The organism is Roseovarius gahaiensis (assembly GCF_011601345.1).
Lineage (GTDB): Bacteria > Pseudomonadota > Alphaproteobacteria > Rhodobacterales > Rhodobacteraceae > Roseovarius > Roseovarius gahaiensis.
In genome coordinates this window covers 101,063-126,304 of record NZ_JAAORB010000003.1, presented here as the reverse complement: position 1 = coordinate 126,304, position 25,242 = coordinate 101,063, and the positions used below count along the sequence as shown (strand labels likewise).

27 protein-coding genes and 1 tRNA gene are annotated in these 25,242 nt (G+C 59.9%); 16 read left to right on the top strand and 12 right to left on the bottom strand.

Going from position 1 to position 25,242, the window contains the following annotated elements; all coding sequences use genetic code 11:
- Positions 1-59 precede the first annotated feature (59 nt).
- From HAT86_RS03040 to fabD, 4 genes are all read right to left on the bottom strand, one after another.
- Complete coding sequence (locus HAT86_RS03040; protein WP_167193268.1) at positions 60-803, bottom strand: 1-(5-phosphoribosyl)-5-[(5-phosphoribosylamino)methylideneamino] imidazole-4-carboxamide isomerase; 744 nt, start codon at positions 801-803, stop codon at positions 60-62.
- Between the two features lie 188 nt (positions 804-991).
- The gene (locus tag HAT86_RS03035) at positions 992-1,225 is read right to left on the bottom strand and encodes an acyl carrier protein (protein WP_167193266.1); all 234 of its coding nucleotides are present in this window, start codon (positions 1,223-1,225) and stop codon (positions 992-994) included.
- 450 nt (positions 1,226-1,675) lie between these two features.
- Positions 1,676-2,413 carry a 3-oxoacyl-[acyl-carrier-protein] reductase gene (gene fabG / locus HAT86_RS03030; RefSeq protein ID WP_167193264.1) on the bottom strand — a complete coding sequence of 246 codons (738 nt, stop codon included), beginning with the start codon at positions 2,411-2,413 and terminating at the stop codon, positions 1,676-1,678.
- Positions 2,414-2,492: 79 nt separating this feature from the next.
- Positions 2,493-3,434, bottom strand: a complete 942-nt coding sequence (gene fabD, locus HAT86_RS03025) for an ACP S-malonyltransferase (protein WP_167193262.1) — start codon at positions 3,432-3,434, stop codon at positions 2,493-2,495.
- 171 nt (positions 3,435-3,605) lie between these two features.
- Here fabD and HAT86_RS03020 point away from each other — a divergent pair, with 171 nt between their 5' ends.
- Positions 3,606-4,838: a cytochrome b/b6 domain-containing protein gene (locus tag HAT86_RS03020; RefSeq protein WP_167193260.1), complete on the top strand. Its 1,233-nt coding sequence runs from the start codon at positions 3,606-3,608 to the stop codon at positions 4,836-4,838.
- Between the two features lie 628 nt (positions 4,839-5,466).
- On the opposite strand, the gene HAT86_RS03015 is transcribed toward HAT86_RS03020, so the two are convergent.
- Entirely contained in the window at positions 5,467-6,042 is a 576-nt protein-coding gene (locus HAT86_RS03015; RefSeq protein WP_167193258.1) for a YceI family protein, read from the bottom strand.
- Positions 6,043-6,188: 146 nt separating this feature from the next.
- Positions 6,189-6,674, bottom strand: a complete 486-nt coding sequence (locus HAT86_RS03010) for a hypothetical protein (protein ID WP_167193256.1) — start codon at positions 6,672-6,674, stop codon at positions 6,189-6,191.
- 271 nt (positions 6,675-6,945) lie between these two features.
- Here HAT86_RS03010 and rpsF point away from each other — a divergent pair, with 271 nt between their 5' ends.
- From rpsF to HAT86_RS02980, 6 genes are all read left to right on the top strand, one after another.
- Positions 6,946-7,299, top strand: a complete 354-nt coding sequence (gene rpsF / locus HAT86_RS03005; protein WP_167193254.1) for a 30S ribosomal protein S6 — start codon at positions 6,946-6,948, stop codon at positions 7,297-7,299.
- A 28-nt stretch (positions 7,300-7,327) separates the two neighbouring features.
- Positions 7,328-7,555 (top strand): 30S ribosomal protein S18, encoded by a 228-nt coding sequence (gene rpsR / locus HAT86_RS03000; RefSeq protein ID WP_007813591.1) that lies wholly within the window; start codon positions 7,328-7,330, stop codon positions 7,553-7,555.
- A 12-nt stretch (positions 7,556-7,567) separates the two neighbouring features.
- Positions 7,568-8,203 carry a 50S ribosomal protein L9 gene (gene rplI, locus HAT86_RS02995; protein WP_167193252.1) on the top strand — a complete coding sequence of 212 codons (636 nt, stop codon included), beginning with the start codon at positions 7,568-7,570 and terminating at the stop codon, positions 8,201-8,203.
- Between the two features lie 470 nt (positions 8,204-8,673).
- Complete coding sequence (locus HAT86_RS02990) at positions 8,674-9,375, top strand: autoinducer binding domain-containing protein (RefSeq protein WP_167193250.1); 702 nt, start codon at positions 8,674-8,676, stop codon at positions 9,373-9,375.
- A gap of 162 nt (positions 9,376-9,537) precedes the next feature.
- On the top strand, positions 9,538-10,098 hold the full coding sequence (locus HAT86_RS02985) for an acyl-homoserine-lactone synthase (RefSeq protein WP_167193248.1): 561 nt from the start codon (positions 9,538-9,540) through the stop codon (positions 10,096-10,098).
- A gap of 42 nt (positions 10,099-10,140) precedes the next feature.
- A complete protein-coding gene (locus HAT86_RS02980) occupies positions 10,141-10,350 on the top strand; it encodes a hypothetical protein (protein WP_167193246.1) in 210 nt (69 codons plus the stop codon).
- Between the two features lie 143 nt (positions 10,351-10,493).
- Here HAT86_RS02980 and tig read toward each other — a convergent pair whose 3' ends face one another.
- The 3 genes from tig to HAT86_RS02965 form a co-directional block, all read right to left on the bottom strand.
- Positions 10,494-11,825, bottom strand: a complete 1,332-nt coding sequence (gene tig / locus HAT86_RS02975; protein ID WP_167193244.1) for a trigger factor — start codon at positions 11,823-11,825, stop codon at positions 10,494-10,496.
- 288 nt (positions 11,826-12,113) lie between these two features.
- On the bottom strand, positions 12,114-13,475 hold the full coding sequence (locus HAT86_RS02970) for a pentapeptide repeat-containing protein (protein WP_167193242.1): 1,362 nt from the start codon (positions 13,473-13,475) through the stop codon (positions 12,114-12,116).
- A gap of 303 nt (positions 13,476-13,778) precedes the next feature.
- Positions 13,779-13,862, bottom strand: a tRNA-Leu gene (locus HAT86_RS02965).
- 152 nt (positions 13,863-14,014) lie between these two features.
- On the opposite strand from HAT86_RS02965, the gene HAT86_RS02960 reads away from it, so the two are divergent.
- Positions 14,015-14,512: a Hint domain-containing protein gene (locus HAT86_RS02960; protein ID WP_167193240.1), complete on the top strand. Its 498-nt coding sequence runs from the start codon at positions 14,015-14,017 to the stop codon at positions 14,510-14,512.
- Between the two features lie 69 nt (positions 14,513-14,581).
- Here the strand turns inward: HAT86_RS02960 and HAT86_RS02955 are convergent, their stop codons facing one another.
- The gene (locus tag HAT86_RS02955) at positions 14,582-16,126 is read right to left on the bottom strand and encodes an NAD(P)H-hydrate dehydratase (RefSeq protein WP_167193238.1); all 1,545 of its coding nucleotides are present in this window, start codon (positions 16,124-16,126) and stop codon (positions 14,582-14,584) included.
- Between the two features lie 175 nt (positions 16,127-16,301).
- Between HAT86_RS02955 and HAT86_RS02950 the strand changes: the two genes are divergently transcribed.
- The 5 genes from HAT86_RS02950 (at position 16,302) to HAT86_RS02930 (ending at position 21,039) form a co-directional block, all read left to right on the top strand.
- Positions 16,302-16,640 (top strand): P-II family nitrogen regulator, encoded by a 339-nt coding sequence (locus tag HAT86_RS02950; RefSeq protein ID WP_167193236.1) that lies wholly within the window; start codon positions 16,302-16,304, stop codon positions 16,638-16,640.
- 98 nt (positions 16,641-16,738) lie between these two features.
- Positions 16,739-18,145, top strand: a complete 1,407-nt coding sequence (glnA, locus tag HAT86_RS02945; protein WP_167193234.1) for a type I glutamate--ammonia ligase — start codon at positions 16,739-16,741, stop codon at positions 18,143-18,145.
- Positions 18,146-18,417: 272 nt separating this feature from the next.
- On the top strand, positions 18,418-19,200 hold the full coding sequence (locus HAT86_RS02940) for a hypothetical protein (protein ID WP_167193232.1): 783 nt from the start codon (positions 18,418-18,420) through the stop codon (positions 19,198-19,200).
- Positions 19,201-19,382: 182 nt separating this feature from the next.
- Positions 19,383-20,162, top strand: a complete 780-nt coding sequence (locus HAT86_RS02935; protein ID WP_167193457.1) for a lytic murein transglycosylase — start codon at positions 19,383-19,385, stop codon at positions 20,160-20,162.
- A gap of 154 nt (positions 20,163-20,316) precedes the next feature.
- On the top strand, positions 20,317-21,039 hold the full coding sequence (locus HAT86_RS02930) for a hypothetical protein (RefSeq protein ID WP_167193229.1): 723 nt from the start codon (positions 20,317-20,319) through the stop codon (positions 21,037-21,039).
- Between the two features lie 12 nt (positions 21,040-21,051).
- Here the strand turns inward: HAT86_RS02930 and HAT86_RS02925 are convergent, their stop codons facing one another.
- Complete coding sequence (locus HAT86_RS02925; protein WP_167193227.1) at positions 21,052-21,783, bottom strand: heme-dependent oxidative N-demethylase family protein; 732 nt, start codon at positions 21,781-21,783, stop codon at positions 21,052-21,054.
- Positions 21,784-21,887: 104 nt separating this feature from the next.
- Positions 21,888-22,361 carry a DUF6314 family protein gene (locus tag HAT86_RS02920; protein WP_231125795.1) on the bottom strand — a complete coding sequence of 158 codons (474 nt, stop codon included), beginning with the start codon at positions 22,359-22,361 and terminating at the stop codon, positions 21,888-21,890.
- An 85-nt stretch (positions 22,362-22,446) separates the two neighbouring features.
- Here HAT86_RS02920 and purB point away from each other — a divergent pair, with 85 nt between their 5' ends.
- From purB to HAT86_RS02905, 3 genes are all read left to right on the top strand, one after another.
- The gene (gene purB / locus HAT86_RS02915) at positions 22,447-23,754 is read left to right on the top strand and encodes an adenylosuccinate lyase (protein WP_167193225.1); all 1,308 of its coding nucleotides are present in this window, start codon (positions 22,447-22,449) and stop codon (positions 23,752-23,754) included.
- Positions 23,755-23,879: 125 nt separating this feature from the next.
- Positions 23,880-24,038, top strand: coding sequence for an adenylosuccinate lyase (locus HAT86_RS02910; RefSeq protein WP_167193223.1), 159 nt, complete (start codon positions 23,880-23,882; stop codon positions 24,036-24,038).
- Positions 24,039-24,162: 124 nt separating this feature from the next.
- Entirely contained in the window at positions 24,163-25,242 is a 1,080-nt protein-coding gene (locus HAT86_RS02905) for a flagellar motor switch protein FliG (RefSeq protein WP_167193221.1), read from the top strand.

The window sequence follows — 25,242 nt, the reverse complement described above, 5'->3', positions numbered from 1 at the left end:
GCGGCCCTGCATGTGGCAGCCGCCTTCGACACTCTTTCGCCGACGATTTCGCGCGGGGCTTACTGAAATTCTGCCGTGGGTTCCGTCTCGGCTTGTGCAAAAGCAACCGCATCGGCCAGATCGACATCCTTTGATAACAAGGCTCGCCCGATCAATGTGCCCGCGATATTGGGCACGTATTTCAGACGCGCCACATCATCCGCGCTGCGCACGGTGCCCCGAGCAATCACCGGGTGACGGGTTTGCGCAGCAAGGCTGCTGATAACACCAAGGCTGCCATCACTGTCTTCGATATCGGCATCGACATCGGTGACGATGATTCCGGCCAATGGCGCATCATCAAACGCCTGAACAAAGCTGTCGGGCTGGAACGCGCTGCGGATTTTCCAGCCTTCTGTCACCACCGACCCGTCGTGGATGTCGACGGCCAGAACAATCTGATCAGGGTGGAATTTCGCCAGTTCCCGCAGAAGGTCGGGATCATGTGCCGCCATCGTTCCGATCACGATACGCCCGGCGCCGCGATCAATCCATTGGGCCACCCTCTCGCGCGAGCGGAAACCGCCGCCCAATTGCACCGGGATACCCACCGCGCGGATGATCTCTTCGATCAAGGCGTCATTGTCGCCCTCGCCACGCAGCGCGTCGATATCGGTGATATGCATCCAATCGGCCCCCGCTGCCGCGAAACTGCGGGCGGTTTCGACGGGGTCCACATGCCAGATCACCGGCGCATCCAGTCGGCCACGCGTCAGCGACACGCATTTGCCATTCATCAGTTCAAGGGTCGGGTAGATGATCATGACAGTTGGACCTTTCGTTGCATATGACGCGCCCGGCACGGCCGGACCCGTTGCCACTGTGCACCTCCCTTGCCTGTGACGGTGTTTTCAAATCGGCATGATAGGGTCTGTTCGCGCCGCCCAACGCAAAAGGCCCCTGCCGTTATGGCAGGGGCCTTGTTCTCATCCGAAAAGGATAAGGTAGCGGCTTAGGACGCTTCGTTGATGAACTTCACCGCGTCGCCGAATGTCTGGATGGTTTCGGCTGCGTCATCGGGGATTTCGATGCCGAATTCTTCTTCGAAGGCCATGACCAGCTCGACCGTGTCAAGGCTGTCTGCGCCCAGATCGTCGATGAACGAAGCGTTCTCGGCTACCTTGTCTTCTTCCACACCAAGGTGCTCAACAACGATTTTCTTCACGCGGTCTGCGATATCGCTCATGGTCATAATCCTCATTTACTTCGGGGTCTGCCGACCCGATTTGGTGCCCTTGCCCCCGGCGGGACGCGGCCTTGGTTGTGCCCCGTGGGGCGGCTGTATCTTTTCGTCACAGAAGGTTGCCCGGGGGCTCCGGGTGTCATCCCCCGGACGATCTGCGCCGCCTATAGCACATGGCGCGGCGTTGGCAAATCCTTTCGCCCAGCCTGTTGGCCAGTGACTTGGCCCAAAAACCCAACCCCGGCTGCATGGTGATTGCAAGCCCGGCCCTTCGGTTAAACCTCTGGTGCTGCGAAACAAACCCGGCATTTTCTGCATCACGACGGATCAATACCGCACGCCGGCCGGATTGCATGGCCCTGACATATTGCAACTTGCGACCGGGCCAATGAAGGCTGGCCTGCAAAGCGCGGTCGCAAGTGATTCCCACTGTCGTTGCCACGCCAATGGCCTTTAGATCATGGCCATGCCGCCATTCACGTGCAGGGTCGTGCCCGTCACATAGCCTGCTTCCGGGCTGGCAAGGTAAAGAACCGCGGCCGCGATTTCCTCGGGGGTGCCCATGCGGGCCGCCGGGATCTGCGCGTTGATCTTGTCTTTCTGATCATCGGTCAGCTTGTCGGTCATCGCCGTGGCGATAAAGCCCGGCGCAACCGCATTGGCGGTAATGCCCCGGCTGGCCACTTCATAGGCGATGGATTTCGTCATCCCCACAAGCCCCGCCTTGGACGCGGCATAATTGGCCTGCCCCGGGTTGCCCGTGGCCCCGACAATCGAGCTGATATTGATGATCCGCCCCCAACGAGCCTTCATCATCGGGCGCATCACGCCACGACACAGCCGCATCGATGAGGTCAGGTTGACATCCAGAACCTGCGCCCATTCCTCGTCGGACATGCGCATGAAAATCTGATCGCGGGTGATCCCGGCGTTGTTGACCAGTATATCCAATCCGCCCATCGCCTCGATCGCCTGCTTTGGCAGGGCCTCGACCGCCTCGGCATCGCCAAGGTTGCAGGGCAGAATATGCGCCCGCTCGCCCAGTTCTTTGGCCAGCGCCTCCAGCGGCTCAACCCGCGTGCCGCTTAGGCCAACTGTGGCCCCCGCGCCGTGCAGCGCCTTGGCAATGCCGCCGCCAATGCCGCCCGAGGCGCCTGTGATCAAGGCTGTCTTTCCGGTCAGATCGAACATGATATGTATCCTTTTACTCTGGTGCCCGGTGTGTTGCATGACACGCGGCACGAAACTTCAAATGGTGTGTGGCCCAGGCTTATGCGGTCATCGCTTCGGCAGCGGCTTTGACATCATCAGGGTTGCCGACAGCACGGGTGTCAATGCTGCGCTCGATCCGGCGGATCATGCCGCTTAGCGCTTTGCCCGCGCCGATTTCCCAAATCTCGGTCACGCCTTGCGCGGCCATATACTGCACGCCCTCGCGCCACCGGACCGCACCGGTGACCTGCTCGACCAACAAGGCACGAATTTCATCCGGGTCACTCACCGCCTCGGCCCGCACATTGGCCACCACGGGCACCTTCGGGGCGTTGATGGTGACGGCGCTCAGGGCTTCGGCCATCGCATCGGCGGCGGGCTGCATCAGGGCACAATGAAAAGGCGCGCTGACCGGCAGCAGCATCGCGCGCTTGGCGCCTTTTTCCTTGGCGATCTCGACCGCGCGTTCGACGGCGGCCTTGTGGCCCGAAACCACGACCTGCGCGGGATCATTGTCATTGGCAGCCTGACAGATCTCACCCTGCGCTGCGGCCTCGGCCACCGCGCGCACGGCGTCCAGATCAAGGCCCAGAATGGCGGCCATTGCCCCCTCGCCCACCGGCACGGCCTTTTGCATCGCCGCGCCGCGCGTGCGCAAAAGCTGCGCGCAATCGCTGACACTCAACGCGCCTGCGGCCGCAAGGGCCGAATACTCACCCAAGGAATGGCCCGCCGCCATCGACGCGGCCTCGATCCCGACGCCTTCGGCCTCAAGCGCGCGCATCGCGGCCAGCGACGTGGCCATCAGCGCGGGCTGCGCGTTATGGGTCAGGGTCAGCGCGTCTTGTTCCCCCTCCCAGATCAGGGCGCTCAACTTTTCGCCCAAGGCCGCGTCCACCTCATCGAACACGGCCTGCGCCGCTGGATATGCCTCGGCCAAGGCCCGGCCCATACCGATGGTTTGCGCGCCCTGTCCGGGGAAAACGAATGCTCGGGTCATGTCTGTCTCTTGCCTCTCTGATGCGGTAATCCCCCGATACCGCGCCTTGCCCGCTGAGGCAACGGCCAACCCCGGCCCCGGCATCAATGCACGAGCGTTGTGCATGACCTGCAATTGTTCAGCCTGCACAAAAGTCTAAACTTAGCCCAAGTCACCAATCAGGAGCAGACCATGCCCGCCAGCAATACCCGCACCACCTACGGCAGCGTCACCAAGACCTTTCACTGGCTGACCGCGCTGCTGATTTTCGCAACGATTCCGCTTGGGGTTATCGCCAACGATCTGGCCCATCAGGTGCGCAACCCTGATATCGCCACGTCCGATGCCACTTTGAAATGGGCGGCAACGCTGTTCTCGACACACAAGACCATCGGCGTGACACTTTTTTTCGTGGCGCTTGCCCGTATCCTATGGGCCTTGCGCCAAACCAAGCCGGGGCTGCTGAACGGAGATCGCGGGCCCGAGGCATGGCTGGCCGAAACCGTGCATTGGCTGCTCTACGGGTCATTGATCGCGGTGCAGTTGACCGGCTGGGTGCATCACGCGTCCACCACCGGATTTGCGCCGATCTGGTGGCCCTTCGGGCAAGCCCTGCCCTTCGTTCCCCAAGATCCGCAGTGGGCCGATCTGTCGGCCAGCCTGCACTATATCCTGCAATGGGTGCTGATCGGGGCCATTGGTCTGCATGTGGCGGGCGCGTTGAAACACCATGTGATCGACCGCGACGCCACCCTGCGCCGTATGCTGCCCGGCCACACCCCCGGCCAACCGACGCAAAAGCAACCGGGCCATGTTCTGCCCGCCCTGACCGCCCTGACGGTCTGGGCGGTGGTGCTTGGCGGCGCGGGCGCGCTTGGCTGGCTATCGGTGAGTGGTGACGCATCCGAGCGGGCCAGCACAGCGCCACAATCCCTTGAGGCCGCGCAAGGCGAATGGCAGGTGCAGGAGGGCGCGCTTGAAATTACGGTTTTGCAGATGGGGTCCGAGGTGACCGGCAGCTTTGCCGACTGGACCGCCGACATCGCATATGCGCAAACGCCCGACGCCACTGGCAAACATGGTGAGGTCACGGTGACCATCTCGATCGGGTCGCTGACCTTGGGATCGGTCACCGATCAGGCCATGGGGGCCGAGTATTTCAATGTCGAGAATTTCCCCACAGCACGCTTTACCGCAGACCTGCTCAGCAGCGAGCAAGGCCATGTGGCACGCGGAGATCTGACGATTCGGGACGAATCCGTGCCGGTCGAGATGCCGTTCGAGCTAGAGATTGACGGTGACACGGCACAGGCGCAGGGCGGGCTCAGCGTGGATCGGCGCACCTTTGGCATCGGGTCAGAAGGCACGGATTCATTGGGGGCCACGGTGGATATCCAGTTCAACTTGACGGCGGCGCGGGGCTGACAGGCCGTAACTTGACGACACGAAAGGGCCAGTCGCAGACGCAAACCCCGACCGGATATGTTGAGGATCGCGAGCGTCACAAGAGAGTGCCCACTGCGAGCGCAGAGTGGTGGGTGCTGTGCCAATTACAAATGGCGGCAAGGCGCAGGGAGCGGGGCTTGCAAAGTGGCACCGTGGTTGACCTTTTGCAGGATGGAGCAGACGCCGGATCAAGCCGCGCATCGCCGACGCGCGCGGTGGCGACGCTACGATGGAGCGGCGCACTTGATGTCAGCCAAATCCGAAAGACATCATGGCGATGCGCCCAGCGTCACCAAATCGCCGCCGCGTGGGGGCGCGTCGGCGATGCGCGGCGGCGCTAAGCGCCTTGATTCCGCGCAGGAGATTCGCATTCCAATGTCTGCGCCGGGGCCGATAAAACCGCCATTGCCCCGGCCAAGTTGAGCGGTAACAAAGCCGCGCACCGGCGGCCTCTAGACCGATGAAACCGGACCCGCAGAGTCTTGCGAGGGTATGAGCCTGTGTAGACCCATATTGCGTTCGGGGTCATACGTGGCCTTTCACCACACACAAAAAAGGGCCAGTCGCAGATGACTGGCCCTTTAATGTTCAATAACAGGTCTGCGGTTTATTCGGCTTTACCAGCCTCGATCGAGATCGTCACGTCAACCTCGTCTCCAACCGCCGGTGCAAATTTACCCAAGCCAAAATCGCTGCGCATCAGCGTTGTGGTGGCGTCAAAGCCGACCCATGGCTGACCGTCTTTCATCGGGTGACCGGCCATTTTGTTCATCGCAGCGTCCAGCACGACCGATTTGGTCACGCCATTCACGGTAAGGTCGCCGGTGATTTCGGCGGTGGTGTCGCCGGTGACGTTGATCCCGGTCGACGTGAAGCTGACCATGTCGTCTTCTGACGCGTCGAAAAAGTCACCCGACATGAAGTGCTCGAACCGCTTTTCCCATCCGGTCAGCATCGACATCACGGGCATCGACACGTTCACCGACGACGCGGCGGGGTCTTCCTCGTCGAACATGATGTCACCCTCAAAGCCCGAAAACATGCCGTAGGTGGTCGAATAGCCAAGGTGGTTATATGAAAACACGATCTGACTGTGGCTGGGATCGAGCGTATATTTTTCGGGGGCGGCGAGCGCGCCGGTGGCTCCGAATGCCAGTGCGGCGGCCAAAAGCATCTTGTTCATTGCGTTTCTCCCTCAAGAGTTCAAAGTGTTTCGTAACCCTACTTAACCGCAGGGCTTGGCCCCGGTGCAATCCTGTTAAATTCAACAAATGGTGTGAATAAGCGAACAGCCGCCTGTCCTTCTGTGCGCAAAAGGCGGCCCGAAGGTCACAGCGCGGCGCGCAGGGCCTCTACCACATCGGGGTTGTTGACCCGCACATCAAACAACTTTTTGCCCTTGCGGTCATGCGCCGTCAGCACCCCACCCTGCAAATCTAGGTCCGACAGCCCATCAAAGTCATGCGCCGCGGCAATCCGTGCCCGGCCCGCGCCATCGAACTCCACCACGCGCACCTGCCGGTTAAGCGGATCGACATGCAGCTCGGGCGGGCCGGCCCGGTCACGCAAGCCCGAGACGAAAATCATGCCGGTGATCAACAAAACCGCCGAGACCAGCAGTTTGATCAACTGCATGGCGGCATCGCCCGCGCCGGGCTGAAAGCCCCAGACACCGACGGCAGCCATCAAACAGGCCGATCCAACGGCCATGTATACAGCCCGTTTCGTGGTTGCCTGACCCCGCAGCGCCCGGCGCGCCTGACGCTCGACAGCAGTTGAGTTTTGCAGATCGGCGATATCCGGCAGGGCAACCATGGCAGGCCTCGTTCTATTGATGCAACGCGGGTCAGTTAATGTGGCAATTACGGCGCGAATTTGGCGCGGTGCGGACGTTTTCTGGCAATTGAAGAAACAAACGCCAGCCCGCCTGACCATGCTGACGCACGGCCCTTGCGCCATTGATCAAAGCGTCGTATACGCCCCGAACCTTCCGCACGACGTTTGACCCGCGCAGACTCTCGTGGTGGGGCCGCGGAAGGACAGTTGGCCCACCTATGAAATGCGCCTTGATAGAAATGGAGATCACATGCCGCTGTATGAGCATGTTTTTATCGCGCGTCAGGATTTGTCCAACGCGCAGGCTGAAGGCCTCATCGAACATTTCGGTACGGTTCTGTCCGACAACGGCGGTAGCGTCGTGGACAGCGAATACTGGGGCGTCAAAACGATGGCCTACAAGATCAACAAGAACCGCAAGGGCCACTACTCGTTCCTGAAAACCGACGCACCCGCGCCGGCCGTGCAGGAAATGGAACGCCTGATGCGTCTGCATGACGACGTAATGCGCGTTATGACCATCAAGGTCGACGAGCATGCCGAGGGCCCCTCGGTCCAGATGCAGAAGCGCGAAGAACGCGACACCCGTCGCGAGCGCCGTTGATATTCGCCTGACGAAAGGACACTAAACCATGGCCGCAAAACCGTTTTTCCGCCGCCGCAAGGTCTGCCCCTTCTCGGGCGACAATGCACCTGCGATCGACTATAAAGACACGAAACTGCTGCAGCGCTACATTTCCGAGCGTGGCAAGATCGTGCCGTCGCGCATCACCGCCGTCTCGGCCAAGAAGCAGCGTGAACTGTCCCGCGCCATCAAACGCGCACGGTTCCTGGCCCTGCTGCCCTACGCCGTGAAGTAAGGAGAGAGCATCATGCAAGTTATCCTTCTCGAACGCGTGGCCAAACTGGGCCAGATGGGCGAAGTCGTCGACGTCAAACCCGGTTTCGCTCGCAACTACCTGCTGCCCCAAGGCAAAGCCCTGTCGGCGTCTGACGCCAACATCAAAGGCTTCGAAGCCCAAAAGGCGCAGCTGGAAGCCAGCAACCTGGAAACCCGCAAAGAAGCCGAAAAACTGGCCGAAAAACTGGACGGCCAGCAGTTCATCGTGATTCGTCAGGCATCTGATGGTGGTAGCCTCTATGGGTCAGTTTCAACCCGTGACGCCGCCGCTGTCGCCACCGAAGAGGGCTTCACGATCGACCGCAAGCAGGTTTTGATCCGTCAACCGATCAAAACTTTGGGCCTGCATGACGTCGAAGTGCATCTGCACCCCGAGGTCGAAGTCACCATGCAGCTTAACGTTGCCCGGTCCCCCGAAGAAGCTGAATTGCAGAAATCGGGCAAATCCATTCAGGACGCGGCCGCCGAAGAAGAGGCCGCCGCTGATTATGAGATCGCCGAGTTGTTCGAAGACATTGGCAGCGCCGCCGCCGATGATGACGACTTGGCCGACACCGTTGACGAGGCCCTGCCAGAAGACCGGGCTTCGGATGAAGACAACGCATAAAGCGACGCCTTCTTAAGACAAACCAGCCTTCGGCCGCGCGGCACCCTCGCGCGGCCGAAGTGCGTTTGGTGTTTACTCTGCGTCAATCATGTTTCATTATGAACCAGTCCTTTTGATTAGTTCATGCGGTGCGCGACGGCATGTGATTGCAGATTTTCGCATAGTCTGTGCTGCGCCATAGGGTTGGTTATGCCGCTCACCTACTGAGTAACGAGTACGACTGGTTGTGTTTTCGTAAGCCACCTAACGTGGAATCCACACTTGACGTGGATCACTGCACAAAAGTGGCCTTGTGATTAACATATGGCATGGGGGTGCCATCGGTTCGGAAGGTTTCGTTGAACTGGGTGGCTCTGCACAGCTTGGCCTGCCTACCGGCAGGATCTTGGCTTACGGCAGAGTGCCCCTGCAGTATCGTAGAACGTGGGGAGAGGGGCACAACGCGTCCCTTTAGCGATATGAACAAACGCATGGATTTGATTGATCTCGCGGAAACACCGGAAGGCCAGCGCGACTATGTCGCGCATCTAAGGCAACTTTGCGATGGGGCTGGCGTCGAGCATGCCACATATGCCGCAGCCAATCCCGTAACCGGGACACTGCACGCCTTCACCACCTACCCCGACAGGTGGAAGAACCACTACATGGAACGCGGGCTGCACAATCTGGATCCCACGCTGAACGCCGCCGCCCGCTCCGTCGCCCCGGTTGATTGGAGCCGCCTTGAAAGAACGGAAAGCTTTCAATCCGTGTTTTCCGAAGCGCATGACTTCGGCATGCCGGATACCGGCCTGACCGTGCCCGTGCGGGGGCCTTTGGGTGAAACCGGCTTGTTGTGCATCTGCACGTCGATAAGCGTGCCGGAATGGCGCAAACTGAAACGCCACATCATGGGCGACCTGCTGACCAACGCGGTGCATTTACACGACACCGTGATGAACTCGGAACCCTTGATGAAGGCCTTGCGCAAGCCCCGTCTATCGCTGCGGGAAATCGAAATCCTGCAATGGGTTGCCGCTGGCAAGTCGCAGCAGGACGTTGGCGATATCCTGTCGATCTCGTCCCGCACGGTCGAGGTGCACCTGCGCTCAGTTCGCGAGAAACTATGCACCATATCAACCCCACAGGCGGTGGGCCGCGCGGTCAGCCTTGGCATCGTTCATCCCGGCTAATTGCTGTGCCCTATGCCGTCGCTGTGCACGTCACAGCACGTCCCCCCATAATGCTGCCGCCGTGTTTGTGACGCGGCCGCACTACGGGATTTCCCCAATATCCTAATTTTGAACTCTCGCTAAGCTTTCCCCATCATCACTTATTTTGGGGGAAGTGAAACCATGATCCTTGTTATTGACGCATTGAACCGTCACCGTTTCGGATCGATCATCGACGATATGTACCAATTGCGCGCGCGGGTGTTCCGGGACCGGCTTGGATGGGATGTCACCGTTCAAAACGGTCGCGAATCCGATTTGTTCGATGATCTCGATCCAGCCTACCTGATCGCGCTTGACGATGATTACAATGTCATCGGCTGTAACCGGATGCTTCAAACGACGGGGCCACATATGCTGGCCGATGTGTTTCAGGACATTTTGTGCGGTGAACCGCCGCTGCGCAGTGCCACCGTTTGGGAAAATACCCGGTTTTGCGTGGACACTGAACGGCTCAAGCGTCCCGAAGTGTCTCAAACCGTCTCAACCGCAACCTGCGAATTGATGGTCGGGATCCTTGAGTATGGTCGCGACTCGGGCATATCGGATGTCATCAGCGTGATCGACCCGCTGATGAACCGGGTTTTGAAACGCTCGAACAATGCGCCTTATGACTACATCGGTAAAACCGTGCAAATGGGGAAAACCCGTGCCATGGCCGCTTTGAACGATTGTACAGACTAGCGAATTCAAAACGTACGTGACTTCGCCGGGATCACAGGTGACGTGTTTGCTGATGAAGACGCGGTCGTGGATGCACTTGAGGCACGCAAGGCCAACATCGCGGTTGCCCCTGAATTGCGGGCCTATTGCCATGATCAGATCGCAGCCGCCGAAACCGAGGACGAGCGTCAAGCCGCCTTGGCCCTGCAAGACAAGATCACCCAGATGTTTCGTTCAAGCGGACCTGCAAGGCCAGAGACCCACCCCAGATAGGCCTCTGCAGATCATGCGCAGGCGGTGCAGATTATCTCCCCTGCCCGTCTGCCATGCCAGAACGAAACAGGCCGCCCCAGTCCCCGGGGCGGCCTTTTTGAGCATTGACCAACACAGGGCCAGATGGCCCCGCTGCGCAGTCTTTATTCGTCGTCCAGCGCTTCGACAGCTTTTTCCAGATCGGCCTTTGACACGTCCTTGTCGCTGATCTGCGCCTGTTCGACCACATGGTCGATGACCTTTTCTTCAAAGATCGGCGCGCGCAGCTGTTGGCGCATCTGCGGGTTGTTCTGCACGAACTCAAAGAACTGGCGTTCCTGACCGGGATACTGGCGCGCCTGCTGCATGACCGCTTGGGTCATCTCGGCATCCGACACTTCCACTTCGGCTTTCTGGCCCAGCTCGGCCAGCAACAGGCCCAGACGCACCCGGCGCTCGGCCAGTGTCTTGTGCTCGTCGGTCGCTTCGATCTCGGGGTGGTCATGCCCCTCGACCTCGGGGTTTTCCTCGTGCCACAGCTGATGCGCGATCTGCTTGGCCTCGGCCTCGACCATGCTGGGGGGCAGATCAAAGCTGACCAGCTTGTCCATCTCATCCAGCACATTGCGCTTCAGCACAGCGCGCGCGGCCCCGGCATATTCAGCTTCCAGCCGCTCTTTGATCTGGGCTTTCAGATCGTCAAGGCTTTCGGCGCCGTATTTAGTGGCCAACTCGTCATTGACCTCGGCGGCGACCGGCTCTTTGACTTCCTTGATCTTGCATTCAAAGACAGCTTCTTTGCCCGCCAGATGTTCGGCCTGATATTCTTCGGGGAACGTGACGGTCACGTCTTTTTCGTCGCCCGCTTTCACACCAACCAGCTGTTCTTCGAAGCCGGGAATAAAGCTGTTCGAGCCCAAGGTCAGCGGGTAATCTTCCGCCGAGCCGCCTTCGAATGGCTCGCCGTCAACCTTGCCGACAAAGTCGATCACGACCTGATCGCCATCTTTCGACTTGCTGCCTTTCTTGCGGTCTTTGAAGTCCTGCGCGCTCTCGGCCAGATTGGCCAGCGCTTCGTCAACGGCTTCGTCATCGGCCTTGGCGACCAGACGTTCCGCCTTGATCTGGCTCAGGTCCACCTCGGGAATATCGGGCAGAGCCTCATACGACATCTCGATCTCGACATCGTCGCCCTCTTTCCAGTCTTCATTGACCATCTTGACGGCGGGTTCCGCGGCGGGGCGCTCGCCCTTGTCTTCGAAATGCTGGGCCATGGCGCCATCCACGGCCTCTTGCATGGCTTCGCCCAGCACACGCTGGCCAAATTGCTTTTTCAGCAGTGGCAGGGGCACCTTGCCCTTGCGAAAGCCCTTCAGCTCAACCTCGGGCTGGGCCTCTTTGAGTTTTTCAGTGACCTTGTCGTCCAGTTCCTGGGCGGTCAAAATCATCGTGTAGGCGCGTTTTAGCCCTTCGTTCAGGGTCTCGGTGACCTGCATAGTCGTCCTCATCCATAGCATCGGGCCGCGGAGGCGTCCGCGGCGGTCAAAATCAGGGCTCGTTCTAGGGATCACACGACAAAGGCGCAAGCAGAGTCTTGGGGCAAGGCACAAAGCCGCTCCATCGGCGGGCCGCGGCACGGCGACCTAACCTATGGGCTATAGCGATTTATCCAAAAACTGGCGCGCGACGTTCAGACGGCGCACCAACACCGGCTCAATCGCCGGGCCGGTCGGGCGCGGCCCACCGATGGCGCGGCGGCGCTCCGCGCCTCGATTCCGCGCCCCTCACTTCAACCGAAACCGATTGCGCAGGCCCAAAGCCAATAGAAAGAAAAACACCGCCCCAAAAATTGTCTGCAATCCCGCAAAATATTTCAGAGAAATCGGCAAAGCCGCCAAGACCTCCGTGAAAAACGCGCGCGACAGCCCAAGAAAGGCCAAGACATTCGCAAATGACAGGCCAATCCCCGACCATCCGGGCGACGCCGCGACAGTATCGGGCACATCATGGCCCATCGGGGCCAGAAAATACCCCGCAAACATCGCCGCCCCAAGCGCCCACAGCACGGCCAAGGCAGCCGCCGGCCGCGCCACCGAAATCCCACTATCGGCGAATTTGCGATATAGAACGAACAACCCCTTTTCAAACCTCCCCGCGAGCGCCTCTTTGCACTTCATCTCCTGCCGCAGGAAGAAATGCTCAAGGTCCGGATCATAAATCTCCGCTGCCACCTGCCTAAGCCGGGTATAGGCGCGCTTGCCCTGCTTCGCGTTCTCCGCCGTCACATTCGGCCAGAGCTTTGGATCATCGGTAAAATTGGTGTTTTGGTGCATTTCGCGATGAAAGAATTCTGGCACCGTGCCTTTGAACTCAGCCTTCTCAAACAACGTTCGGGTTTTAAAGCTGCCATCCGAGAAATCTGCGCCTCGTTCGAATCGTGTTTCTTTGAAATAGACAAGCCCGATGAAACGTGACCTTTGGAATTCCGCAATTGCATTAAATTGCACTTCCGTGAACCAGGCAAACTCGGCGAAATACGTTTCTTGGAAACCAGCACGTCCGGTAAAACGCGCTTTTGAGAAAGAGGTGAACCCAGTGAAATAGGCTCCTGAGAAAGAACCACCCAAGAGAAAATGCGCCCCGTGAAAATCGGCACCTCGAATAAAATTTGCCTGGTGAAATAAGGCACGCCGGGCGAAATAACACTTCGCGAGCACACAAGTATTTAGAAAGTAAACAAGGCGAAAGTCCGCCATTTCATTGACTGCCGGGATCATCTTTTCTGGCGCACTCTGCGGGAACGCCTTTTTGAACCGCGCCTTGACCGCCTTCATCTCTTCCGCGCTCAACGGCGCAAGTGCCTTTTCCGAAAGGCCCAGTGTCTCCGCCAAAGCGGCGCGCTCACCTTCCTCCATTCCCTGACACATCCACCCATTCCAGAACCGCCGGTTGTTGGCATGCAGGTCATGGTCAATATCGGCAATAGAGGCCCCATCCTGCTCCCCCGCCACCGTCGCCAGCACATACCACGGGTTCTTACTGGCCGGGGTCAGCGTCACCCCGTCATTGCGCAGCGCGCCGCCGTCCTCATAGGTCTCGACAATCGCCCCCGGCGGCAGCTCTGGATTTTTCAGCGGTTTACGCATCCCCATGTCACCCCTTGCCCGTGCCCATGGCGCAAGCCTAGGCCCCGCATCGCAAGGTTGCAATCTATGGCTGTGGCGCGCGATCCGAACACGCGCGAGAGACGCCCACCGCTTGTCAATTTATGAAAAATCACAGCCGACGGTGAGGAAGCTGCGCCCGGCCTCAAGTCGCCAAAGGCGGTAGGCAATCTAACCGGCCTCAAGCAGCCAAAGGCGGTAGGCCATCTAACCCGCCTCAAGCAACCAAAGGCGGTAGGCCATCTAACCCGCCTCAAGTAGCCCAAGGCGGTAGGCAAGCTAACATGGTGCGGGTGAAGGGACTCGAACCCCCACGCCAAAGGCGCCAGAACCTAAATCTGGTGCGTCTACCAATTCCGCCACACCCGCATCTGAGCTGCGTCTTAGCAAAGCCCGAAAACGGATGCGAGCGGAAAATACACCTCAAAAAGCGCAGAAGCCTGCGCAAAAAAAGCGCGACATTAACGCAATCTTGCCATATTATAGCAGAAAACTGAGGCAGTCATAAAGCGAGCAACGCCATGAAACCGAAAACGGTCGGGCGCACAGTCGGCGGTAATGCCGAACATGCCCCCATTGAATCTACCGGGCTGCTGGCCCAGTCCATTATCCTGACGCTGGACGGTGAAAAACCCGTGGCTGACGTAACAGCCGGGGATCGAGTGATCACCCGCGACAGCGGCACCGCAGTGGTGCGCACTGTGCGCCGCCGCAAAATCACCTGTGACACGGTTGTCATTCAGGCCGGATCGCTTGGCGACAAACGTCCCGATTGCGATACTGTCTTGCCCGCAGGCCAGCCGGTCTTGATCCGCGATTGGCGCGCCGAGGCGCTGTTTGGCAGTCGTCAGGCGCTGGTCGCTACAGAACGCCTGATTGATGGTGAGTTCATTCGCCGCGAAGCCTCCACCGAGATGACCGTGATCGAGCTTGAGTTTGATCGCGCGCATGTTCTGTATGTGGACGGCTTGGAAGTGGCCTGCCACACCGTGCAATCCGCGCAGGCCACAGCCGCCTGACCACGCAGAATTGCACACCGATATTTCAAAGCGTTGCTTGGCATCCCCATGCCAGGCGGCCCTTGGCCCTTACCCCAGACCTAGCCTGCGAAAGACTTTGGGCAGTTCCTCGGGCAGATCCTCGGCAATCAGGCCGGGGCCAAAGGATCGCGCACACTCCACATGCAGCCATGCCGCCGCCTCGGCCGCCTGCATCGGGTCAAATCCTCGCGCCAGCAGGCCGGTGATAAACCCGGCCAGAACATCCCCCGCCCCCGCCGTCGCCAGCCAAGGCGCGGCCCGATCACCTGTCGCCGCATGGACCGCGCATTTCCCATCCGGCGCGGCGATCACCGTATCGGGCCCCTTGAACAGCACCACACAACCTGCCCGCTTGGCCGCGTCGCGCGTCGCATCCACCTTGGAATAGGCCGGGCCTTTGCTGGGCACAGCGTTCAGCTTTTCGGCAATGTCGGGAAACAGCCGCGCGAACTCGCCGCCATGGGGCGTCAGCACACAGCGGTCATGCAACATGCCAAACAGCGCCTCGGGCGCGTCGGCAAAGGCTGTCAGCGCGTCGGCATCCAAAACCACGTAGGGTGCGTGCTCGGCACGCACCGCCACTGGCACAAGGTCGCGCGCCCGTTCAATCCCCAGCCCCGGCCCCAGACACAGCGCATTGATCCGCGTGTCGGCCAACCCCTCAGCTAACGCCGCGCTGTCATCTACCCGTCGCAGCATCAGCGCGGTGATCTGGCAGGCCACTTCCATCTGCGCCGATCCCGGCGCGCCGAGCGTCACCAACCCTGCGCCGATCCTGAGCGCCCCCCGTGCCGCCAATCGCGCCGCACCGGTGCGCCCTGCCCCGCCTGTCAGAACCAACGCATGGCCGTGGGTGTATTTGTGCGCACCATCCACTTTATAGGAAAATTTTGCATGCGACGCCTCGACAACACGTACCTTGTCGCGCTGCGTGTCGGGACGCAAACCAATATCCGCAACGACAGTGCGTCCGCATTTGAAAGTCCCGCATTGCAGGTAGTGGCCAAGTTTTGCCGCGTGAAATGATACCGTGAGAGATGCCAGAACCGTTGCGCCATTGTGCCCCAATTCACGCCCACTATCACTACATAGCCCCGAGGGCATATCCACGGCCACGGTCTTGCCTTGGGCGTCCGGGTCCGCCTCTCGGTCCGTGGCCCATGTCAACGCCGCCCCCTCCAAGGGTCGCGCCAACCCTGTGCCAAACAACGCATCAACGAATAGATCCGCCTCATGCGCGAACCGGGGCGCGGCTTCGATCGCCCCAACCTGCCCAATCGCGCACCACCAGTCGTAATTCACCTTGGCGTCCGGCGGCAGCTTGGCGGGGTCTCCATAAAGGAACACCTGCACCGTCCAGCCCCAGTCTTTCAGCAGCCGCGCCACCACAAAGCCATCACCACCATTGTTGCCGGGGCCGCACAGAACCACTGCCTTGTGCGGGGCATTGGCCAGATCGGGCCATTCCTCGAACACTGCCTCGATCACGCCGCGCCCGGCGCGCTCCATCAGCTCTAGCCCGGTCACGTCACCCGACTCGATGGCGGCCTGTTCGATGGCCCGCATCTGTGCCGCCGTCAGCAATTCCGTCATTGTTCCCCACCTCTGCGATTCAATTTCGCCCATACGAAAGGCGTATTGCCTAAATTTTGTGCATTACTTGCGCAGCACACCCGCACAACGCCCCACCGCAACCCTATCCGATTGAGAGCCCACCTGAGAAGTGGTCTGCAACTAGCAAGATACTGAAGGGCGAGGAGGCCGAGCCATGAAGAAGATCGAAGCGATCATCAAACCGTTCAAGCTGGACGAGGTCAAAGAAGCCCTGCAAGACGCAGGCATTCAGGGCCTCAGCGTGCTTGAAGTCAAAGGCTTCGGTCGCCAGAAAGGCCACACCGAATTGTATCGCGGTGCCGAATACGTGGTGGATTTCCTGCCCAAGGTGAAAATCGACGTTGTGATCGACGATGATCAGGTCGATCAGGCCATCGAGGCCATCGTTGATGCCGCCCGCACCGACAAGATCGGCGATGGCAAGATCTTTGTCAGCCCCGTCGAACAAGCCATCCGCATCCGCACCGGCGAAACCGGGTCAGACGCTCTCTGACGCATACCGCCGTTTTGCGAATAGCACAAAACACCCGCGCCACCCGGCGCATCTCAACCAACACTTAGACGCGACCCAGACAGAAAGGGATTTCACGAATGAGCCACAAAGCTATCATTCAGCAGATCAAAGAAGAAGACATCGAGTATGTCGATATTCGCTTTACCGACACCCGCGGCAAGCTGCAGCACGTGACTATCATTGCCGACGAGGTTGATGAAGACTTCCTCGAAGAGGGTTTCATGTTCGATGGATCGTCGATTGCAGGATGGAAATCCATCGAAGCGTCCGACATGAAATTGATGCCCGATACCGAGTCGGCCTATGTGGATCCGTTCTATGCCGAGAAAACGCTGTGCATCCACTGCTCGATCGTTGAGCCCGATACCGGCGAACCCTATAATCGCGATCCGCGCGGCACGGCCGAAAAAGCCGAGGCCTATCTGAAATCCTCGGGCATCGGCGACAACGCCTTCTTTGGCCCCGAAGCCGAGTTTTTCCTGTTCGACGATGTGCGTTTTTCAAACACGATCAACAAGGTATCCTACGAAGTTGATGCGATGGATGCGTCGTGGAACAGCGACACCCAATATGAAATGGGCAACACCGGGCACCGCCCCGGCGTCAAGGGTGGCTATTTCCCGGTCAACCCAATTGACGATGCGCAGGACATCCGCAGTGAAATGCTGTCGACCATGAAGCGCCTTGGCATGAAGGTTGACAAGCATCACCACGAAGTCGCCTCGTGCCAGCACGAATTGGGCCTGATCTTCGGCACGCTGACAACGCAGGCCGATGAGCTTCAGAAATACAAATACGTCATTCACAACGTCGCGCAGGCCTATGGCAAATCGGCCACCTTCATGCCCAAGCCGATCTATGGCGACAACGGCACCGGCATGCATGTGAACATGTCAATCTGGAAAGACGGCAAGCCGCTGTTTGCAGGCGACAAATATGCCGATCTCAGCCAAGAGGCGCTGTATTTCATCGGCGGCATCCTGAAGCACGCGAAAACGCTGAATGCCTTCACCAACCCGTCGACCAACAGCTACAAGCGTCTGATCCCGGGTTTCGAGGCCCCCGTTCTGCGCGCCTATTCGGCTCGTAACCGCTCGGGCTGTGTGCGTATTCCGTGGACCGAAAGCCCCAAGGCCAAGCGCGTCGAGGCCCGCTTCCCCGATCCGTCGGCCAACCCCTACCTGTGCTTTGCAGCGCTGTTGATGGCCGGCCTTGACGGCATCAAGAACAAGATCGACCCGGGCGAGGCGATGGACAAGAACCTCTACGACCTGCCCGCCGAAGAGCTGGAAGGCATCCCGACCGTCTGCGGCAGCCTGCGTGAAGCGCTGGATGCACTGGCCGCCGACCATGACTTCCTGCTGGCCGGTGACGTGTTCACCAAGGACCAGATCGAAGGCTATATCGATCTGAAGATGGAAGAGGTCGAAACCTACGAACACACCCCCCACCCGGTTGAATTCCAGCTGTATTACAGCTGCTAATCACCGAGAACGGGACAGTGAACACCGGGGCGCCCTGCACAGGGCGCCCTTTTTCGTGCGCCGATGCCAGACGGGATGTCCGTGCCAATCTGATCGTTCCACACCGCGCAACAATAGGGCGCTCAGCGCGGGATTGCCCCAATGTATTCTTATTTGAAACAAACCTTTTCCAACTTGCGCATGCAAAAGGGATGCTCCTGAAATCCCCATGAGCAGGCAAAACCATGACCAATGACACAAGATGGGTTACAGCAGGACTAGTATTTCTCGGTATGAGAGACATCGACATCGTTGAAACCTCGAACCGCGTTCAAGCCGCCCTTGCGCGCTTGGGCCATCGGATCACAGGGGCCAACATTCGATCGGATTCCAGCGCTTATGTGGCATCGTGTTGCCACACGTTGCGCATCGACATCACGCAAGACGGCTTTGTCGACGAGTTTTCCAAACAGGTTCCGCGGGTTCTGACACTCTCGGTCGCAGAAGAAGATTCTGTGCCGGTGCCGGATGGGCTGGGACTGACCAATGACATGGTTCTCACGCATGTGCAGCGCGACCTTCAATGGCAACTGTCTGCGGATTATGTCCGTTGGGTGGGCCATGGCCGATTGCTCAGCTCGGCGGATTTTGCCTTGATGACAGCCGATTTACCCGGCCCGATCAAGGCCCCGGCGACGCGCTTGGCCCGCGGCACCGCCGACGCCAGTGTCGCCAGATCAGCCAGGGCCGAACAAGCCTGTGCCGCCGATCTGGCCGACCTTCGCCAGTTTTTCGTCGAGGCCGACACCAACCCACAAGCCGTCGCTGATGCGTTGCTAGATGAGATGCCAAAACCTCTTAGCGCACCGCAACGGTTGTCTGCGTGGCTGCTGACCTATGCCGTCATGCTGCTTGCGTTTCCGGTGGGGCTGTTTTTGTTCCTGATGACTGTCTTCAAGGGTGAAAACCCGCGCCTTGCCTCGCAAACCGCTGCCCTGACGGGAACGTTTTTGTCGTTTCAGACCTTCGGCACGACCGCGCAAGCCATGGAGGCCATGCAGGCCGTTCTTTTTTGAACACGCGCACATCGCCGGCCCTCTTTGCGGGGCCGGCCCATTTAGAGCTTTGTGAGCGCGGCCCTTGTCCGCTAAGCTTTCACCCGCAACGCCACAAATTATTGCGGGAGCGCACAATGAATTTCACACCCACGTTTTTCCCAACAACACACAATCGGTCAATCCGCCTTCTGGCGCTCACGATGCTTGCCGTCAGCCTGATGCCCGGCACCGCCATCGCCGCGCCTTGTGGCAATGACGGGTCTGGATTTGCCGCATGGAAAACCGCCTTCGCCGCCGAGGCCCAACGTGCCGGTGTTGGCAAGCGTGGCCTTCAGGCGCTGGCCAAGGCCCAATATGCCTCGCGCACCATTGCCGCCGACCGCAATCAGAAAAGCTTTCGCTACTCCCTCGCCAAGTTCATGCAAGTGCGCGGTGCCAACACCATCGTCGCGCAAGGCCGCACCCGCAAGGCGCGCAATGCCGCGTTCTACGCAGCGCTTGAGCGTCAATATGGCGTTCCAGCCGGTGTTCTGATCGCCATTCACGGTATGGAAACCGGCTTTGGCGGCTTCATGGGCGACAGCAGGGTCGTTTCGGCGATCACCACGCTGGCCTATGACTGCCGCCGCTCTGATTTCTTTGTCCCCCACGCCATCGGCGCCCTGAAACTTGTGGATCAAGGGGCAATCACCGCCGAGACCCGCGGCGCCAAGCATGGCGAGTTGGGCCACACACAATTCTTGCCTGGCAATGCCCTGACATACGGTATTGACGCCAATGGCGATGGCCGCATTGATTTCTACAATCAGGCCGATGCAATGGCCTCAACCGCGAATTTCCTGCGCCAGAAAGGTTGGCGTCCCGGTGAAGGCTACCAAGAAGGCCAACCAAACTTCAGCGTCATCAAGCAATGGAACGCCGCTGGCGTGTATCAAAAGGCCATCGCGATCATGGCGGCACAGATTGATGCGGGCGGATAGTCGGCACAGGCTGTCCAAGGCATTGAAAATTCACTTATTCCCACTCATTCTGGCTGACTTCACGGTTCCGCCGTATTTCGATCAAACTCGCATCAAAATCGCCGGGCATTGATCAACGCAAGGACAGATTCAAACCCAGACAGGAGTAGGCGCAATGCAGACCTACGGTGTGGTTATCGGGTTCGAGTATCGCGCATGTCCGCGCATGGAATTTCCGGATATCGTCGAAGAGTTCGACCTATCCTTTCAACTGGCTGATGCCCAAACCCGTGCTTTGACCTGGGATTGTGACGACATCGCCGTGATCGACCGCGACTATCTGCGCGTGGCGCTTGGCTGGCTTCCGCCCGACGAGGACGGCGGCGCTTGGCATTTGGTTGCGGCTGTCGGTCCCTGTGAGACCGCGGCAGGGTGCCTGCTGGATGATAATTCACTGACCTTTCTGGTGGATCAGATCATCGCGCGCACCCAAAACGTGCTGCCAGCGGACGCGGTGTTACAAGGCCCGGCATCTGGCCCGGTCGGCCCCGAACTTGTCGATGACATCTTCGATCTGCTGCGCCTGACGGCAACCGCCGCGTGCGACACCGTTGCCAAACCGGATATCGCGGGCGCCGCGTCAAATGTCATACCCGATGGGCAAGCGGCACCGGGCTTTGTACCTTCACCAGACGACGCCAACACCATCGACATTGCCACCAAGGCCCCGCCATGGCAGGCGGTTGCCGGCTGGCTGTCCAAACGTGCCGACCCCTCGAAACCGCTGCGCCTGACGGTGCATACACTGGCCCTCACCCTGATGCTGTATGTTCCGCCGCTCGGGGCGTCCCTGTTCACCTATACCATGCTGCGCGATATCGTGCCGGTCTCGGCCTGACCAAACCCGGCCTCAGCCGACATGCTGCACGAATGTATGGATCGAAAACACGCAGGCCTGCGTTTCCGGCAGCCGCAGCACGCATTGCCGCTCGCTGCGCAGGTAAGGCAGGTCCGCCCGGTCCACCGGATGCGGCGCCTGCGGCTTGCAGGGCTGAAACAAGGCCGGGTCTTCATATCGCAGCGCGTTGAAGCGCCATAGCGGGCGGCCCACTTGCACCCCGTCAAACAGGCGCTGCACGCGCCGTGCAAGCGCGTCGTCATAGTCCGGCACTGGCACATGAATGCCGGTCAACGGCTTGCCGATCTTGTCGGCCAGCCGCCAGCTGGCGGGAAAACACACGGTCGCGGCAGTCAAAACGTGCTCGTCGCCCTGCTTGTCCATCACGCACAGGTCTTCCTGCACCAAATGCCCCAAGGTGCCCATCGGATCGTCCCGGTCCAAAGGCACCCGCAGGCCATCGGGCCGGCGCACAGTGTCGCCTGCCACGCCATAACCCGGCGCATGCGCGTGCAACCAAGCCAGCACAACGTCGAACAGTTCTGCCGCCGCGGCCCGCCCCTCCGGCGTCACCGCCACAACCGCGTCGCGCCGCGCGTCCAGCAACCGCGCCCGTTCCGCCATCTGCGCCTCAAAGGCGTCGTCCACCAACAACCACTGCGCCGGATCCAGCGGCGCAATCCCCGGCAGACGCGGCTGCGCTTGAACATCATAAGGAATCGTAGATTGAAAAATGCCTGTCATACCCGGCTCTTGCCCTTCGCGTTTTCTCTTTATCGCCCCATCCAAACACGGCTCGACCAGACCCGCCTTTCATTGTTCTAAAAATACTCCAGGGGAGTCGCCGTTTACGGCGACGGGGGCAGCGCCCCCTCTTTCCCTCTCCCGGTGCCGTGTTCCGGTCGATACTCGGTCATCATGATATAATCCTTGCGCGGCCCCCGCACCTGCCAAATACACCGCCACGAAGGCCACTGGCCAAACACGTAGCGCCCCTCATATTGATCGGGATCACACCAATGGCTGCATGTCCCACCGCGCGCAGGCACCTGATGAAAAAAGCGCCCGTCGTCGAACCATACGCGCAGACCGTCGGACCATAAATACCGCCGCTGCGCCTCCAGCGGTGCCGCGTCAGCCACCTGCAACAGCCCGCGTTCCTCACAAATCAGCCCATCGGGCGCAGGGGTCCAGCAGGCCTCGCCCTCCATCCGCGCGACGGTGCCATCGGCGTGGACAATGCGGCGCACCATCTGCCAACGGCCTTCAAAGTCGGCCAGCGTGCGTGCCTCCGCCTCGTTATGCTCATCCGCCATAGCCATCCTTTCAGATCCCGTCTGCTTGCCGTGACCTTGGCTTCCGTCTAAACCCGGCACAACCGTTACAGGACAGACAAAGGCTCGTCATATGATTCCTCGCTACTCCCGCCCCGACATGGTTGCAATCTGGTCGCCAGAAAGCAAATTCCGCATCTGGTACGAAATCGAGGCGCACGCTTGCGATGCGATGGCCAATCTGGGCGTCATCCCCCGTGAAAACGCCGAAGCCGTGTGGAAAGCCAAGGATGTCGAGTTTGACGTGGCCCGCATCGACGAGATCGAGGCTGTCACCAAACATGACGTCATCGCCTTCCTGACCCATCTGGCCGAACATGTCGGCAGCGACGAGGCGCGTTTCGTCCATCAGGGCATGACCAGCTCGGACGTTCTGGATACTTGTTTCAACGTGCAGCTTGTGCGCGCCGCCGATATTCTGATTGCCGATATTGAGGGGCTTCTGGCCGCCCTCAAACGCCGCGCGCTTGAACATAAGACGACGCTGCGCGTTGGCCGGAGCCACGGCATCCATGCCGAACCCACCACCATGGGCCTGACCTTCGCACGCTTCTATGCCGAGATGGATCGCAACCTGACCCGCATGAAAACCGCCCGCGACGAAGTGGCCACCGGCGCGATTTCTGGTGCGGTTGGCACCTTCGCCAATATCGACCCGGGCGTCGAAGAGCATGTCTGCACACAACTGGGCCTTCAGCCCGAACCGATCAGCACGCAGGTGATCCCGCGCGACCGGCACGCCGCCTTCTTTGCCACGCTTGGTGTCGTCGCGTCGTCGATTGAAAATATCGCCATCGAAGTGCGCCACATGCAGCGCACCGAAGTTCTTGAAGGGGCAGAGTTTTTCTCGATGGGTCAAAAAGGCTCCTCGGCCATGCCGCACAAGAAAAACCCGGTGCTGACCGAAAACCTGACCGGGCTGGCCCGGATGGTGCGCTCGGCTGTTGTGCCGGCGATGGAAAATGTGGCGCTTTGGCATGAGCGCGACATCTCGCATTCCTCGGTCGAGCGGATGATCGGCCCGGATGCCACCATCACGCTTGATTTCGCATTGGCCCGCCTGACGGGCGTGATCGACAAGATGCTGATCTTCCCTGAAAATATGCTGGAAAACATGAACAAGTTTCCGGGCCTTGTCATGTCGCAGCGGGTGCTTTTGGCGCTCACGCAGGCCGGTGTCAGCCGCGAAGATGCCTACGCCATGGTGCAGCGCAACGCGCTGAAAGTCTGGGAAGACCGCACCGATTTCAAACAGGAACTGCTGGCCGACGCCGATGTCGTCGCGGCGCTTGGCAAGGACCAGATCGAGGAAAAATTCGATATGGGCTATCACACCAAACATGTCGATACGATTTTCAAAAGGGTGTTCGGTGAAAGCTGACATCGCCTTTGGTGCCTAGAATTTCAGCAAGGGCGGCCCCATCTGGGCCGCCTTTTTCGTGCGGCGTTTTGAGAGCGGGCAAATCCATGTTATAAGGGGAAAATGGTTCAACAGGAGAAACAGAGATGACCCTCAAAACCATTCTGGCCGCCGCCGCGCTGACCCTCACCTCGGGTGCCGCGGGCTTTGCTTGTCCCGCGCATGATCATCAGGCGATGTCGTGCATCGAAGGCACCACGTGGGATGCCGACGCCAAGGCCTGTGTGCCGCAAATCAGCAGTTGAGCCATAGCTCAAAACCAAGTGTGCAAGCGCACCTCGGATAATGCGCCCGCGCCCTGCTTTTCTTTAGGCAATTCTTCATTCCTCTGCCCCTAGACTGCAAAGAACACCGCATCGAGGGACGGGGATGAGCACTTCAAGACCGCTTGCACAGATCACACCAAGCCGCAGCCCCGGCCCGGCCAGTGCACGCTTGTCACGTCGTCAGAAGGCGGCGATCATCGTGCGCTTCTTGCTGAACGAAGGTGCCGAAATTCCGCTGACCGATCTGCCGGAACAGCTTCAGGCGCAATTGACCACGCAGATGGGGTCGATGCGCTATGTGGATCGCAGCACGCTCGCCGATGTGGTGGCCGAATTCGCCGCCGAGCTTGAGGCGATGGGCCTGACATTTCCGCGCGGCGTGGCCGGCGCGCTGAATGCGCTTGATGGCCGGATCAGCCCGCAAACCGCCGCCCGCCTGCGCAAAGAGGCTGGCGTGCGCCAATTCGGTGAGCCTTGGGAACAGGTGCGCGCCGCCGCGACCGACGACCTTATGAACATGATCACCCGCGAAAGCACCGAGGTCGCCGCCGTCATGCTGTCCAAGCTTGATGTCGCCCGCGCCGCCGAACTTTTGGGCCGCCTGCCCGGCGATCAGGCCCGGCGCATCACCTATGCCGTCTCGCAAACTGGCGCGGTCACCCCCCAAGCGGTCGACCGCATTGGGCTGGCACTGGCCGCGCAACTGCACGACGTGCCCGAAACCGCCTTTGATGAAGGCCCGGTGGAACGCGTCGGCGCGATCCTGAACTTTTCCGCCGCCACCACGCGTGACGACGTGCTGACCGGGCTGGATGAAACCGATCAGGACTTTGCCAAACTGGTCCGCAAGGCGATTTTCACCTTTGTTCATATCCCTGCACGTGTCGCCGCCGTCGATATTCCCAAGATCATCCGCGAGGTGGATCAGGCCGTTCTTGTCACCGCGCTTGCCTCGGCCAGCGATCAGGGCGGTGATCTGGCCCCGGCGGCCGAGTTCATTCTTGGCAACATCTCGACCCGGATGGCCGATGCGCTGCGCGAAGAAATCGAAGAGCAGGGCCGCGTCAAACCCCGCGACGGCGAAACAGCGATGACCGAGATCGTCAACGCCATCCGCACGCTCGAAGCCCGCGGCGAGATTACCCTCGTCAGCCAAGAGGAAGAGGAGGACGGCGACGAATGA

Excerpts from the sequence above, each read along its gene's own strand:
- HAT86_RS03040 (WP_167193268.1), bottom strand. The coding sequence starts at position 803 with ATGATCATCTACCCGACCCTTGAACTGATGAATGGCAAATGCGTGTCG.
- HAT86_RS03035 (WP_167193266.1), bottom strand. The coding sequence starts at position 1,225 with ATGAGCGATATCGCAGACCGCGTGAAGAAAATCGTTGTTGAGCACCTT.
- fabG (WP_167193264.1), bottom strand. The coding sequence starts at position 2,413 with ATGTTCGATCTGACCGGAAAGACAGCCTTGATCACAGGCGCCTCGGGC.
- fabD (WP_167193262.1), bottom strand. The coding sequence starts at position 3,434 with ATGACCCGAGCATTCGTTTTCCCCGGACAGGGCGCGCAAACCATCGGT.
- HAT86_RS03020 (WP_167193260.1), top strand. The coding sequence starts at position 3,606 with ATGCCCGCCAGCAATACCCGCACCACCTACGGCAGCGTCACCAAGACC.
- HAT86_RS03015 (WP_167193258.1), bottom strand. The coding sequence starts at position 6,042 with ATGAACAAGATGCTTTTGGCCGCCGCACTGGCATTCGGAGCCACCGGC.
- HAT86_RS03010 (WP_167193256.1), bottom strand. The coding sequence starts at position 6,674 with ATGGTTGCCCTGCCGGATATCGCCGATCTGCAAAACTCAACTGCTGTC.
- rpsF (WP_167193254.1), top strand. The coding sequence starts at position 6,946 with ATGCCGCTGTATGAGCATGTTTTTATCGCGCGTCAGGATTTGTCCAAC.
- rpsR (WP_007813591.1), top strand. The coding sequence starts at position 7,328 with ATGGCCGCAAAACCGTTTTTCCGCCGCCGCAAGGTCTGCCCCTTCTCG.
- rplI (WP_167193252.1), top strand. The coding sequence starts at position 7,568 with ATGCAAGTTATCCTTCTCGAACGCGTGGCCAAACTGGGCCAGATGGGC.
- HAT86_RS02990 (WP_167193250.1), top strand. The coding sequence starts at position 8,674 with ATGGATTTGATTGATCTCGCGGAAACACCGGAAGGCCAGCGCGACTAT.
- HAT86_RS02985 (WP_167193248.1), top strand. The coding sequence starts at position 9,538 with ATGATCCTTGTTATTGACGCATTGAACCGTCACCGTTTCGGATCGATC.
- tig (WP_167193244.1), bottom strand. The coding sequence starts at position 11,825 with ATGCAGGTCACCGAGACCCTGAACGAAGGGCTAAAACGCGCCTACACG.
- HAT86_RS02970 (WP_167193242.1), bottom strand. The coding sequence starts at position 13,475 with ATGCGTAAACCGCTGAAAAATCCAGAGCTGCCGCCGGGGGCGATTGTC.
- HAT86_RS02960 (WP_167193240.1), top strand. The coding sequence starts at position 14,015 with ATGAAACCGAAAACGGTCGGGCGCACAGTCGGCGGTAATGCCGAACAT.
- HAT86_RS02955 (WP_167193238.1), bottom strand. The coding sequence starts at position 16,126 with ATGACGGAATTGCTGACGGCGGCACAGATGCGGGCCATCGAACAGGCC.
- HAT86_RS02950 (WP_167193236.1), top strand. The coding sequence starts at position 16,302 with ATGAAGAAGATCGAAGCGATCATCAAACCGTTCAAGCTGGACGAGGTC.
- glnA (WP_167193234.1), top strand. The coding sequence starts at position 16,739 with ATGAGCCACAAAGCTATCATTCAGCAGATCAAAGAAGAAGACATCGAG.
- HAT86_RS02940 (WP_167193232.1), top strand. The coding sequence starts at position 18,418 with ATGAGAGACATCGACATCGTTGAAACCTCGAACCGCGTTCAAGCCGCC.
- HAT86_RS02935 (WP_167193457.1), top strand. The coding sequence starts at position 19,383 with ATGCTTGCCGTCAGCCTGATGCCCGGCACCGCCATCGCCGCGCCTTGT.
- HAT86_RS02930 (WP_167193229.1), top strand. The coding sequence starts at position 20,317 with ATGCAGACCTACGGTGTGGTTATCGGGTTCGAGTATCGCGCATGTCCG.
- HAT86_RS02925 (WP_167193227.1), bottom strand. The coding sequence starts at position 21,783 with ATGACAGGCATTTTTCAATCTACGATTCCTTATGATGTTCAAGCGCAG.
- HAT86_RS02920 (WP_231125795.1), bottom strand. The coding sequence starts at position 22,361 with ATGGCTATGGCGGATGAGCATAACGAGGCGGAGGCACGCACGCTGGCC.
- purB (WP_167193225.1), top strand. The coding sequence starts at position 22,447 with ATGATTCCTCGCTACTCCCGCCCCGACATGGTTGCAATCTGGTCGCCA.
- HAT86_RS02910 (WP_167193223.1), top strand. The coding sequence starts at position 23,880 with ATGACCCTCAAAACCATTCTGGCCGCCGCCGCGCTGACCCTCACCTCG.
- HAT86_RS02905 (WP_167193221.1), top strand. The coding sequence starts at position 24,163 with ATGAGCACTTCAAGACCGCTTGCACAGATCACACCAAGCCGCAGCCCC.